11 protein-coding genes are annotated in these 17,363 nt (G+C 36.8%); 3 read left to right on the forward strand and 8 right to left on the reverse strand.

The window, feature by feature from the left end:
- The first annotated feature begins 238 nt into the window (after positions 1-238).
- The gene (locus tag GXM17_RS13785; RefSeq protein WP_163399903.1) at positions 239-586 is read left to right on the forward strand and encodes an RNA recognition motif domain-containing protein; all 348 of its coding nucleotides are present in this window, start codon (positions 239-241) and stop codon (positions 584-586) included.
- Positions 587-744: 158 nt separating this feature from the next.
- On the opposite strand, the gene leuB is transcribed toward GXM17_RS13785, so the two are convergent.
- The 6 genes from leuB to GXM17_RS13815 all read right to left on the reverse strand — a co-directional run bounded on the left by leuB (position 745) and on the right by GXM17_RS13815 (position 7,411).
- Complete coding sequence (gene leuB, locus GXM17_RS13790) at positions 745-1,800, reverse strand: 3-isopropylmalate dehydrogenase (RefSeq protein WP_163399904.1); 1,056 nt, start codon at positions 1,798-1,800, stop codon at positions 745-747.
- Positions 1,801-1,842: 42 nt separating this feature from the next.
- On the reverse strand, positions 1,843-3,366 hold the full coding sequence (locus GXM17_RS13795) for an alpha-isopropylmalate synthase regulatory domain-containing protein (protein WP_163399905.1): 1,524 nt from the start codon (positions 3,364-3,366) through the stop codon (positions 1,843-1,845).
- A 125-nt stretch (positions 3,367-3,491) separates the two neighbouring features.
- The gene (gene leuD, locus GXM17_RS13800; protein WP_163399906.1) at positions 3,492-4,088 is read right to left on the reverse strand and encodes a 3-isopropylmalate dehydratase small subunit; all 597 of its coding nucleotides are present in this window, start codon (positions 4,086-4,088) and stop codon (positions 3,492-3,494) included.
- 113 nt (positions 4,089-4,201) lie between these two features.
- On the reverse strand, positions 4,202-5,596 hold the full coding sequence (gene leuC, locus GXM17_RS13805; protein WP_163399907.1) for a 3-isopropylmalate dehydratase large subunit: 1,395 nt from the start codon (positions 5,594-5,596) through the stop codon (positions 4,202-4,204).
- 530 nt (positions 5,597-6,126) lie between these two features.
- Entirely contained in the window at positions 6,127-6,900 is a 774-nt protein-coding gene (locus GXM17_RS13810; protein WP_163399908.1) for a hypothetical protein, read from the reverse strand.
- 40 nt (positions 6,901-6,940) lie between these two features.
- On the reverse strand, positions 6,941-7,411 hold the full coding sequence (locus GXM17_RS13815) for a hypothetical protein (RefSeq protein WP_163399909.1): 471 nt from the start codon (positions 7,409-7,411) through the stop codon (positions 6,941-6,943).
- Positions 7,412-7,704: 293 nt separating this feature from the next.
- Here GXM17_RS13815 and dnaE point away from each other — a divergent pair, with 293 nt between their 5' ends.
- The gene (dnaE, locus tag GXM17_RS13820; protein ID WP_163399910.1) at positions 7,705-12,243 is read left to right on the forward strand and encodes a DNA polymerase III subunit alpha; all 4,539 of its coding nucleotides are present in this window, start codon (positions 7,705-7,707) and stop codon (positions 12,241-12,243) included.
- A 177-nt stretch (positions 12,244-12,420) separates the two neighbouring features.
- Complete coding sequence (locus GXM17_RS13825; protein WP_163399911.1) at positions 12,421-13,371, forward strand: outer membrane beta-barrel protein; 951 nt, start codon at positions 12,421-12,423, stop codon at positions 13,369-13,371.
- A 229-nt stretch (positions 13,372-13,600) separates the two neighbouring features.
- Here GXM17_RS13825 and GXM17_RS13830 read toward each other — a convergent pair whose 3' ends face one another.
- Together GXM17_RS13830 and GXM17_RS13835 are read right to left on the reverse strand one after the other, a co-directional pair.
- Positions 13,601-14,596: a Gfo/Idh/MocA family protein gene (locus GXM17_RS13830; RefSeq protein WP_163399912.1), complete on the reverse strand. Its 996-nt coding sequence runs from the start codon at positions 14,594-14,596 to the stop codon at positions 13,601-13,603.
- 495 nt (positions 14,597-15,091) lie between these two features.
- A complete protein-coding gene (locus GXM17_RS13835; protein ID WP_163399913.1) occupies positions 15,092-17,200 on the reverse strand; it encodes a prolyl oligopeptidase family serine peptidase in 2,109 nt (702 codons plus the stop codon).
- Positions 17,201-17,363: the final 163 nt, after the last annotated feature.

A 17,363-nucleotide genomic window follows, 5' to 3' on the forward strand; every position in this document is an offset into this window, starting at 1 on the left:
TAATGATTAAATTTTGAGGTACTCGACCTCTGTTAATTAAGGGCGCAAAGATATAATTTTTTTCTGAAATGTTTGTTTAAAAACGGATTAAATATAAACGGATTAAAATTCAGGTGTTTTTTGTTGTTTTTCTCTGATTCCAGATTTAAAAATCAAAATAAAAACATAAATAAACTAATATATAGTAAATTAGAGAAAAATAAGACTACATTTGTTACATTATTATAAATAAGTACATATGAACATTTTTGTGGGAAGCCTTCCATTCAGTATTGAGGAAGCAGATTTAAGAGAGTCTTTCGAGGCTTACGGACCAGTAGATTCAGTTAAGATTATTACTGATAAATTTACCGGAAGAAGCAAAGGATTTGGTTTTGTTGAGATGCCAAACGACAGCGAAGCTCAAAAAGCAATTGATGAATTGAACGGAGCAACTGTTCAGGGTCGTGCAATTGTAGTTAATAAATCTGAGCCAAAGCCTGAAGGTGAAAGAAGAAGCTTCAATAACAACCGTGGAGGTGATTCTCGCGGAGGTTACGGAAACAGCCGTGGTGGAAATGACCGTGGTGGTAGAGGAGGATATTAATATTTTTTTCTAAATATATAAAAGGGATCAACCAAAGTTGATCCCTTTTTTTATGTTGTTTTTGTTTCAGTTTCCAAGTTTCAGGTTTTTCCAACTTGAAACTTGAAACGAATAAAACCTGACCCGAGGCTTTAGCCGAACGGACGAAGCAAACAAAATTATATGTTGGCAGCTAACCAGTCTCCAACTTCTTTGGTACCGTATGCTTTGCCTCCGTTCGCTAGATCTTCAGTAACAACTCCTGCTTCTAAAGCTTTATTTACAGCATCTCTCATTGCTTTTCCTTCTTCCATCAATCCGAAGTTTTCGAACATCATAGCAGCAGATAAAACTGTAGCCATTGGGTTTGCAATGTTTAATCCTGTCGCTTGTGGGTAAGAACCGTGAATAGGTTCAAACAATGATACTTCAGCTCCCATAGAGGCAGAAGGCATTAATCCCATTGAACCGGAAATGACAGAAGCTTCATCCGTTAAGATATCTCCAAATAAGTTCTCCGTAATTAATACATCATAAGAGTTTGGCCATTGTACCAAACGCATGGCAACAGCATCCACAAATTCGTAGCTTACTTCAACTTCTGGATAGTCTTTTTCCATAGCCTGAACTGTTTCTCTCCATAAACGTGAAGTTTCCAAAACATTTGCTTTGTCAACGCAGCATAATTTTTTAGAACGGGTCATGGCTAATTCGAAACCTTTTTTAGCTAAACGCTGTACTTCAGCTCTGGTGTAAACACAGTTGTCAAAAGCAGTATCGCCATTGTCTTTTCTTCCTTTTTCACCAAAGTAAATCCCGCCTGTTAATTCTCTTAAGAAAACTAAGTCGGTTCCTTCAATTCTTTCTCTTTTTAATGGAGATTTATCCAATAAAGAAGGGAATGTAAAAGTTGGTCTTACGTTTGCAAACAAACCTAAGGCCTTACGCATTTTTAACAAACCCTGCTCAGGTCTTACCGGTGCAGAAGGATCGTTATCGTATTTAGGGTGGCCAATCGCTCCAAAAAGAACTGCATCAGCATTTTTACAAATTTCGTGTGTTGCATCAGGATAAGGCTCACCTACTGCGTCAATTGCAGCAGCACCGGTCAAAGCTGGTTTCCATGTAATTTCATGTCCAAATTTTTTTGCAACAGCATCTGATACTTTTACTGCCTGATCAATTACTTCTGGTCCGATTCCGTCTCCGGCTAAAAGGGCTATGTTAAATTTCATTTTATTGATATTATGGGTTTATTTACTATTTCGATTATTTTTTTACTTGGTAATTACATTCAGCATTTTTTGAGTTGCAATAATTGCAGCAACTGTCTGATCCGAATCTAATCCGCGGGTTTTGAATTCTTTTCCGTTATTTACCCAGGTGATGATAGTTTCGCATAAAGCGTCAGAACTACTTCCGGGAGGGATTCTTACCGCATAGTCAATCAATTTCGGAAGTGTTAGTTTTTTACTTTTGTAAATTTTGGTTAAAGCATTCATGAACGCATCAAACTGACCGTCTCCCTGAGCATTTTCTTCAATGATTTCACCATCAATTTTTAAGCACAAAGTAGTCGAAGGGCGCATCCCTTTAGAATGAACCAATATATAGGATTCGATTGTGATTTTTTCTTCGTAAGTATGACTGTCCAGAACATCTGAAATGATGTATGGTAAATCTTCCTTTGTTACGGTTTCTTTTTTGTCACCCAATTCGATAATTCTCTGGGTAACCAATTTCAAATCTTCGTTGTTTAGTTTTAAACCTAATTCCTGAAGATTTTTTTCGATATTGGCTTTACCAGAAGTTTTTCCAAGGGCGTATTTTCTTTTTCTTCCAAAGCGCTCCGGAAGCAAATCATTAAAATATAAATTGTTTTTGTTGTCACCATCGGCGTGTATTCCGGCAGTTTGTGTAAAAACATTATCACCTACAATTGGTTTGTTGGCAGGAATTCTGTAGCCGGTGAAAGTCTCAACCAATTTGCTGACAGTATATAAAGATGTCTCTTTGATATTAATGCTAACTTCCGGCAGGTAATCATTGATTACGGCAACAGTGCTTTCAAGAGGTGCATTTCCGGCACGTTCTCCCATTCCGTTTACGGTTACGTGAAGCCCGTTGATACCGGCTTTTATCGCTTCCATTACATTGGCAACACTTAAATCGTAATCGTTATGGGCATGGAAATCAAAATGTATCTGTGGATATTTTACTTTTATTTTAGAAATAAATTCAAATGCCAGAGAAGGAATCAATACACCTAAAGTATCAGGAAGCAATACTCTTTTAACTGGCTGTGTCGCTAAGAAATCTAAAAACTGAAAAACATATTCAGGAGAATTTCGCATTCCGTTGCTCCAGTCTTCCAGATAAACATTGGTTTCAATATTGTTTTCTTTGGCTAAAGCAATAATTTGGGCAATTTCAGAAAAATGCTGTTCCGGAGTTTTCTTCAGTTGATGCGTTAAGTGATTCATAGAACCTTTGGTCAATAAATTCTGCACTTTGGCACCGGCTTTTTTCATCCAGTCGATTGAAACACCTCCGTCAACAAACGTCAGGACTTCGATGCTGTCGATATATCCTTTTTCTTCAGCCCATGAAGTAATGCCTTTTACAGCCTGAAATTCGCCTTCACTAACGCGTGCAGAAGCTATTTCGATTCTGTCAATATTTAATTCTTCCAACAATAATTGTGCAATGGTCAGCTTTTCTGCAGCAGAAAAAGATACTCCTGAGGTTTGTTCACCATCACGGAGCGTAGTATCCATTATTTCAATTTTTCTTTTTTCCATTAAATATAAGATGACTTTTGTATGATTTGATAATTATCGAATCGATTTGGTAAAATTGTAAAAAGCAGTTACGAAGTCCAACTGTAGAGTTGAAACTTGCGTAACTGCGTTTGAGTTGGTTGTGTTTAGTAAGGAAGCTTGTCAGCAAAAGCCTTAATGTCTTCCTTAATATTTTGTAAATAATCAATATCGTCAAAACCATTCATCAGGTTATTTTTTTTGTAACCGTTGATGGCGAATGATTCCTGCTCACCTGTTGACAATAAAGTAATAGTCTGAGCCGGAAGATTGATTTCTAATTCTGTTTTTGGATCAGCTTCAATTGCTTTGAAAATATTTTCCAGGAACTCAGGGCTGATTTGTACGGGTAAAACACCAATATTCAAACAGTTTCCTTTGAATATATCCGCAAAGAAAGAAGAAACTACAGCACGGAATCCGTAATCGTAAACCGCCCAAGCAGCGTGCTCTCTTGAAGATCCTGAACCGAAGTTTTTTCCTCCAACAAGGATCTTTCCGCTGTAAGTTGAATCGTTTAAAACGAAATCTGCTTTTGGAGTATCATCTCCATTATATCTCCAGTCTCTGAAAAGGTTGTCTCCAAAACCTTCACGTTTTGTAGCTTTTAAGAAACGGGCCGGGATAATCTGATCTGTATCTACGTTCTCGATTGGCAGTGGCACTGCACTGCTCGTAAGTATATTAAATTTATCGTATGCCATTTTAATTTTAGATTTTTTAATTTTAGATTTTAGATTTTCTGAAAAAGAGAATCTATTTTAAATCCAAAAGCAATTTTATTGAATTTTTGAAATTGTTATTGCACTGTCATTTACTAGAACAGCTCTCTTGGATCTGTTAGTTTTCCTGTAACTGCTGCTGCTGCTGCCATAATTGGGCTTGCTAACAAAGTTCTTGAACCAGGACCCTGACGACCTTCAAAGTTTCTGTTTGATGTACTTACAGCGTATTTTCCAGCAGGAACTTTATCATCGTTCATTGCTAAACACGCTGAACATCCAGGCTGACGTAATACGAAACCAGCTTCTGTCAAAATATCCAATAAACCTTCTTCTTTAATCTGAGCTTCAACAACGTGAGAACCAGGAACTAACCAGGCAGTAACATTATCTGCTTTTTTTCTTCCTTTTACAATTTCAGCAAAAGCCCTAAAATCTTCAATACGTCCGTTTGTACAGCTTCCTAAGAAAACATAATCAATTGGTTTTCCAATCATTACATCATCTTCATTGAAGCCCATGTAAGCTAAAGATTTTTTGTAAGTTTCCTCACCGCCTTCAACTTCTTTGGCATTCGGGATATGTTTTGTAATACCAATTCCCATTCCTGGGTTAGTACCGTAAGTAATCATTGGTTCGATGTCAGCAGCGTTGATGTTTAATTCAGCATCAAAAACCGCATCAGCATCTGTTTTAAGTGTTTTCCAGTATTCAACAGCTTTAGTCCAGGCCTCTCCTTTTGGAGCGTAAAGTCTTCCTTCTAAGAAATCGAAAGTAGTCTGGTCAGGAGCAATCATTCCCCCACGGGCACCCATTTCGATACTTAAGTTACAAACTGTCATACGGCCTTCCATAGTCATGTTTTCGAAAACATCACCAGCATACTCAACAAAATAACCTGTTCCTCCGGAAGTAGTTAATTGCGCAATAATATAAAGTGCAACGTCTTTTGGTCCAACACCTTTACTTAGCTGACCATTTACGTTGATACGCATTTTCTTTGGTTTTGGCTGCATAATACATTGGGTAGAAAGTACCATTTCAACCTCAGATGTTCCGATACCAAAAGCAATCGCTCCAAAAGCACCGTGAGTAGACGTATGCGAATCCCCGCATACAATAGTAGCACCCGGCAAAGTAATTCCGTTTTCAGGGCCTACTACGTGTACAATTCCATTTTTTTGGTGACCTAATCCCCAGTGCGAAATTCCGTATTCATTCGCATTGTCTTCAAGCGCTTTCAGCTGGTTTGCTGATAAAGCATCCGCTACCGGCAGATGTTGGTTTATGGTTGGGGTATTGTGGTCGGCAGTTGCAAAAGTACGCTCGGGATACAATACATTAACGCCTCTTGACTTTAATCCTAAAAAAGCAACAGGACTAGTAACTTCATGAATGAAATGGCGATCAATAAAAAACACATCTGGTCCATCTTCAATTTTACGCACAACATGTGAATCCCATACTTTGTCAAATAATGTCTTACTCATTTTTTATTTTTTTTAATTGTAATTTATATAATCACAGCAATTCCTGTTCATATAATAGCAAAACAAAAGTAAAAAAAGATACAAAGTCGTCAATTTCAATATTTCATTATATACGATACCCAAACTAAAAATACAAATTGCTGACAGGCTTTTATGCGTTCAGTTTTGATGGAAGTATGAAAAGAAATGCGATTTTAAATTCCTTTTTCTGCTTAAATTTTAACCCACTCGTTTTAATTTTAATAGTTTGCAAATTTATTTCAAAAACACAACAAAATAGTGTGTTTAATTTGAAAAAATGTAACAAAACGAATAAAAATAGTAATAATTGGTAGTTTTAATTTCTTTTCAGCAGGCCTTGATTTTTAATTTTAGGAAGTTTTTTGACTTGTTTTTTTGTTGTTATTTAGATTCATTAAAGCATTGAAATACTACGACATCCAAGAAGTGTATTTTTATGAATTTTTATGAATTTTAAGAGAAAAACTGATGAATAAATAAGAATGTGTTTTCGAAAAACTTATCTGTTTCTAGAGATAGATATAATGCATTCCATAATCCATTCGGTAAACTTTAATTTCAATCTTGTTTCCGTGATATTCAACTTGATAAACTCTTTTGTTTTCTTGGTCAAAAAAGCAGTTTGTATCTAAATAAGCTTGCCACTGACGCTTCATTAATTCATAATTTTTACGAAGCCTTACCTTCGCTGAATCGATATTTTCATCAGGAATATCATAACTTCCTCTCAAAATTTTATAAATCATTACACTATCTTTTTCACTAATATTTTTACTGCTTAATGCAGCATTTAATGTCTCATAGATTAGTATTGATCTTTTAAATGATTTTCTTCGGTCGCTGTTCTTGATTAACGAGTCTATCGCAATATTAAATTCCTTAGAAAAGGTCGTACTGATTTTTGGAACTTTTGGTATTGGTTTATCAAAAGGAAATTGCCAATAATCTCTATATTTATTATTAAAAAGAGGTAATGCATATACTTCTTTTTTATTGTTGATAAAAACCAAAATATGGTTTCTGTTTTTATACCCTTCTTCTTGGGAGTATAACCGGATCTCAAAATTGAATTTCCCTTCTCGAACGCTTCGATTAAATTTAAATTCGCGACCTTTATCTGATTTTTTATCAGCGGTAAGCTGAGGATATTTTTCGATTAAATCTTGAATCGAATTGTTGATTTTAGTATCGATACTTTGATTGCAACTAACGCCAACAAAAAGGATTATAAAAAATAAAAAAGGATATCGCAGTCTAGTGTCTTTTGCATTTTTTTTCAGCATCTTTTGAATTGATTTTATTTACGGAATGAAACCTTAAATTTTATTTATTTGATTTATATTTTTCAGGATTGTAAAGTCTTTTTTCTTCATAATCGTTCGGGTATTGTTTAAAATCACTTTCTTTTTCTTTTATTAAAAACAGATAATTCTGATAGGGCTTTTCTTTCGTTGAATAAGTAAGTACAATTGCTTTGTCGTTGTAACTTACAACATCATAAGCAAAGCCACCCCAAGTCATAATGCTATCTTCAGAAACCGACCATTTGAGAGGTTCGTTTGGGTAATATGGATCTTCAGGCCTATTATTAAATTTTCCGTCTTCATCAATAGTAAAAATGTAAGACAATTGATCATCTTCAAACTTATAATAACCAAAACGGGTCTCGTTTTCATAATTATAATAATAGCGCCAATATTCATCTGATCTTGTTCCCAGTGCTTTTTCAATAGGATTTTTTCTGGAACAACCACTCAAAAGCAGTATGAGGAAAAAGAAAAAATAAGTTTTCATAGCATTTTGATTAAAATTTAGGTTCTGAATTCAAGCAAGTCCTTTTGTATTTAACTTGAAATTATTTTTTCATACAATTTAGACTATTAAAACCTTTAAATTTAATACTATTTTGTCAAAAACGATTTGTTTTTGTTAACAACTTTGGTTTCGTTATTTCTCCAAAAAAAGCGTAAATTTGAATTCTTTCCATTTTTCATTTCGTATTTTGTTATGTTTCATGTTGTCAACGTTTTGCAATATGAATACTTTGGAATTTGGGATTCTAAAACTTGACTTTTCTATAAAAATATATGTATTTAATATTCGATACCGAAACCACCGGATTACCAAAACGCTGGGATGCCCCGATAACCGATTCTGACAACTGGCCGCGCTGTATTCAGATTGCGTGGCAGCTTCATGACGAAATGGGACAGCTTATTGAGCATCAGGATTATTTGGTAAAACCAGAAGGATTTAATATTCCGTATGATGCCGAACGTATTCACGGTATTTCGACTGAACTGGCTGAAGCCGATGGAATCACGCTGGCCGAAGTTTTGGAGAAATTCAATATTGCTTTAAGCAAAACCAAATTCATCGTTGGTCAGAATTTAGGTTTCGATGTTAATATTATGGGAGCCGAATTCCACAGAATGGGGGTTGATTCACCTATGGCTTCGATTCCGGTTCTGGATACCTGTACCGAAGTAACGGCTTCATTGTTAAAGCTTCCCGGAGGGCGTGGAGGAAAATTCAAACTTCCTACTTTGACCGAATTACACGAATATCTATTCAGCGTTCCTTTCGCGGAAGCACACAACGCAACTGCCGACGTTGAGGCAACTACGCGTTGTTTTCTGGAACTGGTTAGAAGAGAGGTTTTCACCAAAGAAGAACTGGATGTTCCAAAAGAGTATTTCAAAGAATTCCAGGAAAAAAACCCGCAGGAATTTCCTTTAATTGGTTTAAAACACATCAATTTAAAAGCAGCTTCTGAAAAAGTCAGGGAGCAGATCAAAGCTTTACAGGTGGATGAAACGCCAACTGTAGTTTCTGAATCTGATAAAGCTGATTTCAAAGCAGCAAAATTTGCGCATTTACACAATCACACACAGTTTTCGGTACTTCAATCGACTATCGGAATTGGAAATATTGTTTCGGCTACAGCCAAAAACGGAATGCCGGCCGTTGCCATGACCGATACCGGAAACATGATGGGCGCTTTTCATTTTGTGAGCGCTGTTATGAATCATAATAAAGGAGCTTCTGCAAAAAATAAAGCTCTGACTGAAGCAGGAGAAGAACCGACAGAAACCGAAATTAAACCCATCGTTGGTTGTGAATTTAATATTTGTGAAAACCATTTAGATAAAACCAAAAAAGACAACGGTTATCAGGTTGTTTTACTAGCCAAAAATAAAGCCGGTTATCACAATCTGGCCAAAATGGCTTCAATAGCTTATACCGACGGATTTTATTATGTTCCCAGGATTGACCGCGCGATTGTAGAACAATACAAAAGCGATATTATGGTTTTGTCCGGAAATTTATACGGAGAGATTCCGAGTAAAATCCTGAATATTGGCGAAAACCAGGCAGAAGAAGCTTTGATTTGGTGGAAGGAACAATTTGGCGAAGATTTCTATCTTGAAGTAATGCGCCACAATCAGGAAGATGAAAATCGTGTCAACAAAACCCTGATTGAATTTTCGCAAAAATACAATGTTAAATTAATTGCGACCAACAATACCTATTATTTAAATAAAGAGGATGCCAATGCGCACGACATTTTATTGTGTGTAAAAGACGGTGAAAAGCAGGCAACGCCAATTGGTCGTGGTCGTGGTTACCGTTACGGACTTCCAAATCAGGAATACTACTTCAAGTCGCAGGAAGAGATGAAAAAGCTCTTTGCTGATTTGCCGGAAGCGATTATCAACATTCAGGAAATCATTGATAAGGTCGAAGGATATTCGCTTTATCGTGATGTATTGCTTCCGAAATTCGAAATTCCGGAAGAATTTATGGTGCCTGAAGATGAAGAAGATAATGGTGTTCGTGGAGAAAATAAATACTTGCGCCATCTTACCATGGAAGGCGCGAAAAGAAGATATGGCGAAATTACCGAGTCGATTCAGGAACGTCTTGATTTTGAGTTGATGACGATTTCGAATTCAGGATATCCGGGTTATTTCCTGATCGTGCAGGATTTCATCGCCGAAGCCAGAAAAATGGACGTTTCGGTAGGACCTGGGCGTGGTTCTGCAGCGGGTTCGGCCGTTGCGTACTGTCTCGGAATTACCAATATCGACCCTATTAAATACGACTTGCTTTTTGAGCGTTTCCTAAATCCTGACCGTGTATCGATGCCCGATATTGATATCGACTTTGATGACGAGGGTCGTGGACGTGTAATGGATTACGTAATCAACAAATACGGTCAAAAGCAGGTAGCGCAGATTATCACGTATGGTAAAATGGCAACCAAATCGGCGATTCGTGATACGGCTCGTGTACTGGATTTACCATTATTTGAAGCCGACAGAATTGCGAAACTGATCCCGGGAATGATGCCTTCAAAATGGAATCTGGCGCGTTTTATTTCCGAGAGTGAAGAAGAAGTTAAAAAAGCCCTTCGTTCTGACGAATTTGATAATGTAAAAGAATTAATTGCCATTGCCAATGAAGGTGATTTGGCGGGAGAAACCATTCAACAGGCAAAAATCCTTGAGGGGTCGATGCGTAACACCGGAATTCACGCCTGTGGGGTAATCATTACGCCGTCTGATATTACGAATTACGTTCCGGTAACCACAGCAAAAGATTCGGATTTATATGTAACACAGTTCGATAACTCGGTTGCAGAAAGTGCCGGGCTGCTGAAAATGGACTTCCTGGGTCTGAAGACCCTAACGCTGATAAAAGATACCGTAAAACTGGTAAAATACAGAACAGGAGTTGATCTGGATCCGGATACTTTTCCGATTGATGATCCTGAAACATACGCGCTTTTTCAAAGAGGAGAAACAGTTGGAATTTTCCAGTACGAATCGCCCGGTATGCAGAAATACATGAAAGACCTGAAACCAACTGTATTTGGGGATTTAATTGCCATGAACGCCCTGTATCGTCCGGGGCCTCTGGAGTATATTCCGTCTTTCGTTAGAAGAAAAAATGGTGACGAAGAAATCAAATACGATTTAGATGCCTGTGCAGAGTATCTTTCTGAAACCTATGGAATTACAGTTTATCAGGAGCAGGTAATGCTTTTGTCTCAGTCTTTGGCAGGATTTACAAAGGGTGAGGCCGACGTATTACGTAAAGCGATGGGTAAGAAACAAAAGGACGTACTGGATAAAATGAAGCCAAAGTTTGTTGAGCAGGCTTCTGCAAAAGGCCACGATGCAAAAGTTCTGGAGAAAATCTGGAAAGACTGGGAAGCCTTTGCTAGTTACGCCTTCAATAAATCGCACTCGACTTGTTATGCCTGGATTGCCTATCAAACCGCGTATTTGAAAGCACATTATCCTGCAGAATATATGGCAGCAGTACTTTCAAATAACATGAACGATATCAAACAGGTTTCGTTCTTTATGGAAGAATGTAAACGTATGGGCTTGCAGGTTTTAGGGCCTTGTGTTAATGAGTCGTACTATAAATTTACAGTGAATGATGATTATGCGGTACGTTTCGGAATGGGAGCGATTAAAGGAGTGGGACAAGGTGCTGTAGAAACTATTGTAGAAAGGAGAAAAGACGGAAGGTATAAATCGATTTTTGACCTGGCAAAACGAATAGATTTGCGTGCCGCTAACAAAAAAGCGATAGAGAATTTAGCACTGGCCGGAGGTTTTGATTCGTTTGAAGGAACAACCAGAGCACAGTATTTCCACGACGATGGAGACGGAATCACATTCTACGAAAAAGCAATGCGCTACGGATCGAAGTTTCAGGAAAACGAAAACTCATCTCAGGTAAGTTTGTTTGGTGAAACCAGTGAAGTACAGATTGCGGAACCTGTTGTACCGCCATGCGAAGACTGGAGTACAATGGAAAAGCTGGCCAAAGAAAAAGAGGTTGTCGGAATCTATATTTCCGGACATCCGCTGGATGATTTTAGGTTTGAGATGAAATATTTCTGCAACGCCCGACTGGAAGCTCTAAAAAACATGAATGATTATGTTGGCAAGAACCTGACTGTTGCCGGAATTATCAATAACGTCCAGCACCGTGTGGCTAAAAATGGAAAAGGCTGGGCGGCATTCAATTTAGAAGGCTATGATGAAAGTTATGAGTTTAAGATTTTTGGGGAAGAGTATCTGAAATTCCGTCACTTTCTGATTCAGAACAATTTTGCATTTATCAAAATTTTAATTAAGGAGGGATGGGTTAATCATGATACCGGTAAAAAAACAGATCCAAGAATGCAGTTTGTTGAAGTGCGTCAATTACAGGATATTCTGGAATCTTTTGCCAAAAAACTGATTTTGCTGCTGAATATTAAAGATCTTCAGGCTGAGTTTATCCACAGATTGAGTCAGTTGTTTAATGCTTATAAAGGAGAGAATTCTGTGACTTTTGAAATCATGGAATTAGAAAACATAAAGCGTCTGGTTGAGGTTGAAACTACAAACGATTTTGATGATACTGAAGATGCTGTATTTGATGATGATAATGATGATAATGAAACAGTTTCCGGTGGAGCTAAAATGCAGGAAGTAAAAGAAGTCGAAGAAATAAAAGTAGTAACCAAGTTAACAATGCCAAGCAGACGACTTAAAGTCAAAATTTCGACAGAATTACTACAGGAATTAGAAAAAATGCAGATAAATTTCAAACTCAACTAAAATATAATAGTTAAAATTTAATTGATAATGAGTTTTTTTGGTTAAAATTATGCATGCATAATAAATTCTTTCTTGATTAATTTTCAAATCGATAATTATGATAAGTAGTATGGGAATACTGTAAAAAAAGAAATGTAATTTATTATATGTTTGTAGCAAAAATTAACAAAGAAAATTATGAAAAAGCATTTATTTTTAATCGGATTGATGATCTGCTCTATGACCACAATAGCGCAGACAGAAAGTGCAGATAAACTGGAAAGCTGGTATTTTAAATTAGGAGGTTCTTATTTCATTCAGACAGCTGCTACTGAGTTTCCAATTGTAAATGGTCAATTGCCAAATACTGATGTTTATGGACCTAACGGAACTACTTTGATTTCAAGAGAAACCAATCACGGTTCATTTGGAGAAGGTTTTCGTTCAGGATTAACAGCTGGTTACCGTTTTTCAACGCGTTTAGGGGTTGAAATGGGGATTAATTATTATTCTAGTGCTGATAAATTGATGGTTGAGACAACAAATCGTTTAGTTGCTACTTCGCCAGCAAACATTTTTGTAACAGGAGATGCAGTAGGGAAAATCAGAGCATGGGATTTATCGCCTTCATTAGTTTTATTTTTAGGAGAAACTAAAGGTTTTGAACCTTATACAAAAGTAGGGGTTATTGTTCCCATCCATGGCGATTTAACTATTGAAACGAATCGTGAGTATTATACAGTTGCACCAACAAGAACAACAGTAGCAAAAACATATTCGGAAGATGTTGTAAAGCCTAATCCAACTCTTGGCTTTATGGCAGCAATAGGAAGTTCTTATAAAATAGGTAAAAAATTAGCTTTATTTGCTGAAATTGAATACAGAAACTTTACTGTTCACGGTAAAACAAAAGAAACTACAGTGTTTACTGAAAACGGAGTAGATAAATTGCATACACCATCTACTTTTAGACAAGATGCTTCGTACTCTGCGATTCACACTAATTATGTAGATAAATTAACTACCAATTCTAATAGTAAAGTAACTAATGCAGCTGGTTTTGATGATACAAAAGCAACTGACGATATTAGTTCTTATGTTGGGATTTCCGGTGTAGGTTTAACTTTTGGACTACGATACAGCCTATAATTTTATTCCGTTATATAGTTTAAGAAAGAGGATATTCGAAAGAGTATCCTTTTTTTGTGCTTTGCAGAATTCAGCTTTGACAAAGTTTGAGTTTGAATTGCCTCCAGCTTTAGTTGGAGGTTGATAGGATTGAATTTAAAAAGGCTTTAGCTAAAAAACGTTTATTTGGCTAAAGCCTGAATATGTTTTAACTTTTATGCTCCAGTTAAAGCTGGAGGCAATTGAAATATTAAGATTTCGAACTTCTAAACTCCCTCAAAACTTCATCAATAACCCAGGTCGTTCTGGCTCCCGAAGTTCCTTTTGAAGGAGAAGCACCTTTATTTCCTAATAATTCAGCAATAACAGTTACAATAAAAGGCTGCTGGATATGAAGCGGATTTTCGATTGTGATACTTTCTTTTTCACCATTTGCATATTGAATATGAAGAGGATCTTCCCCAAAAGTAGAAAACGATATTTTGCCTTTATCACCTACAATTTCGGTATTGTCGTAACGCTCAAAACTGGCGAAATTCCATAAACCGGAACCATGAATTCCGTTTTCGAATAAAAAAGACATTGAAACAGCATCTTCAGCAGGATAGGCTAGTAGCTGAGAAGTTGCATGCCCGCGAATGGATTTTATCGGACCTAAAACAAAATCTAAAAAGTCTAAAGTATGACACGCCAGATCGACAAATATTCCGCCTCCTGAAATATGCGGTAAAACGGTCCACGGCAAATTGATTTCGTCGTCATAACGTTCTTCAAAAGGATGGTACAAAACACAATTTACGTGTCTAATAGTCCCTAATTTTCCTTCGTCTATTATTTCTTTGATTTTTAAAAATCGTGGCAAAGCTCTTCTGTAATATGCCACAAACAAAGGAACGTTGTGTTCTTTACATGCGCTGATCATTTCGTTGCATTCTTCAAATGTAAGTGCCATAGGTTTTTCAACATAAACCGGTTTCCCGGCTTTGGCGCACAAAATCGTATATTCTTTATGAGATGATGGAGGAGTAGCAATATAAACGGCGTCAACTTCGGGATCATTGATTAAATCTTCGGCATTTGAATACCATTTTGGGACATTGTGGCGTTTGGCGTAATCTTCAGCAAGTTCTGCGTCACGGCGCATTACGGCAACCAAAGCGGAGTTTGGTGCTTTCTGAAATGCCGGACCGCTTTTAACTTCGGTTACGTTTCCACAGCCGATAATTCCCCATTTTATAATTTTCATCGTTTGTTTTTTTAAGTTCTTTCAAATTTAAGAGAAAAGAATCGTTTTAAAAATATTTGCCACCAATTACAGGAATTTCCATAAATTATTTTCCCGCAGATTTAGCAGATTTAACAGATATTTTTTCGTACAGATTCGCCGAATCTGCTAAATCTGCGAGAAAAAAATAGCCACGACTCGAGCGGTAGCGAATAGGCGAAGCAATTCACGATTTTTATTTTAAGCTATGTGATTTAAAATACTGTGACAAATTGCACGAATTTATTTCACGCAGATTAAAAAAAGATTTAAGCAGATACACGCAGATTTTTTAAAATTAGATCAATTTAGATCTGCCTAAATCTGCGTGAAACAACGCACACAAAGATTTTAATTTAATCTGCTTAATCTGCAAAATCTGCGGGAAAAAAATAGCCACGAATTACACATTTCCAAAAATTTAAATTCGTGGAAATTAGTGTAATTCGTGGCTAAAAAAAATCTTAGATTAAAATTTTACTTTTTAGGCAATGATTTAAAACCCATATTGTAAAGCGTAAATGCCTGAATGTCTACATTTTCCTGAATCGTAGCCGCAACAGATTTTCCTGCTCCGTGACCGGCTTTTACATCAATTCTAATCAAAACCGGATTCTCTCCAGTTTGTTTTTCCTGTAATTCAGAAGCAAATTTGAAACTGTGGGCAGGAACCACTCGGTCGTCGTGATCTCCTGTCGTTACCATTGTTGCAGGGTAATGCGTTCCTTTTTTAACGTTGTGAACAGGAGAATATCCTTTTAAATATTCGAACATTTCTTTGTTGTCCTGAGCAGTTCCGTAATCGTAAGCCCATCCTGCACCTGCTGTGAACGCATTGTAACGAAGCATATCCATGACTCCAACGGCAGGCAATGCTACTTTAAATAAATCCGGACGCTGTGTCATAGCGGCTCCCACTAACAATCCTCCGTTTGAACCTCCTCGAATCGCTAAGAAATCTGATGAGGTATATTTTTGAGCGATTAGATATTCGGCTGCAGCGATAAAATCATCAAATACATTTTGCTTTTGAAGTTTTGTCCCGGCATCATGCCATTTTTTTCCGTATTCACCGCCTCCTCTTAAATTGGCAACAGCATAAACGCCCCCGTTTTCTAACCAAACCGCATTGGCAATACTGAAACTTGGAGTCAGGCTGATATTGAATCCGCCATAACCATAAAGAATTGTTGGGTTCTTGCCGTCTAGTTTTGTTCCTTTTTTATAGGTAATAATCAGCGGGATCTTGGTTCCGTCTTTTGAAGTGTAAAATACCTGTTTTGATTCGTAATCTTCGCTTTTGAAATCTACTTTTGGTTTCTGATACACTTCAGATTTTCCGGATTTTGCCTCAAAAGAATAAATACTTCCCGGAGTTGTGTAATTGGTAAAACTGTAGTACAGAATCCTTTCGTCTTTTTTACCGCCAAATCCGCCTGCAGATCCTACAGCAGGAAGTTTGATTTCGCGAACTAATTTTCCGTTATAATCGTATTGCTGTACAAAAGAAACCGCATCTTTGGTATAGTTAGCAAAGAAATAACCGGCACCGGTTGAAGGGGATAAAATATCTTTGGTTTCTTTAATGAAATCTTTCCAGTTTTCAGGTTTTGGATTGGCAACATCAACCGTTACGACACGTTTGTTAGGCGCATTAAAATCGGTTTCGATGAATAATTTATTTCCTTCGTTTTCTATGATATTGTTATCACTGTTAAAATTGTCCACAATCGTAACAATTGGGCTGTCTGGTTTGGTAAGGTCTTTAATGTACAATTCGTTTCCGTAAGTCGAATTGGCTGCTGTAATTACTAAATAATTATTGTCTTCTGTGACAGATCCACCAACATATCTTCTCTTTTGATCGCCTCCAAAAATCACTTTATCGTCTTTTTGAGAAGTTCCTAATTTGTGGAAATATAATTTATGCTGATCTGTTTTGGCAGATAATTCGCTTCCTTTTGGTTTGTCATAACTGGAGTAATAAAAACCTTCATTTTTATACCATGAAATACCGCTGAATTTTACATCAACTAAAGTGTCTTCCAGGACTTTTTTCGAAAGGGCATCAATTATTATTACCTTTCTCCAGTCGCTTCCTCCTTCAGAAATGGCATAAGCCGCTTTGGAACCGTCTTTCGAAAAATCCAGTCCGCCAAGCGAAGTGGTTCCGTCTTTAGAAAAGGTGTTCGGATCTAAAAAAACTTCTTCTTTTCCGCTTTTGTCTTTTCTGTAAACAACCGACTGGTTCTGAAGCCCGTTGTTTTTAAAATAATAGGTAAAGTTTCCTTCTGTAAACGGAGCGCCTATTTTTTCATAATTCCACAATTTTTCCATTCGTGCTTTTAACGCATCACGAAACGGAATCTGATTTAAATACCCGTATGTAACCTCGTTTTGAGCCTTTACCCAAGCACCCGTTTCATCAGATTTATCGTCTTCCAGCCAGCGGTAAGGGTCGCTTATCTGGGTGTTAAAATATACATCAACAGTTTCGCCTTTTTTAGTTTGTGGATACTGAATTTTATTTTGCGCAAATGATAATCCTGCTGTTGTGAGTGCCATTAATAAAAATGTTTTTTTCATAGTTTATTTTGTGTTTGTAACAAAAATAGTGTTTTTTGTGTGATTACTGAATTTTTAACCGTAAAGCACGCAAAGTTTTTATTTCTGCTACACATAAAAACGCATAATCCGCAAAAGCTTTAGTATTAATTTTAATCTTTGCGAACTTTGCGAAAAATCCTCG

The organism is Flavobacterium fluviatile (assembly GCF_010645065.1).
GTDB lineage: Bacteria > Bacteroidota > Bacteroidia > Flavobacteriales > Flavobacteriaceae > Flavobacterium > Flavobacterium fluviatile.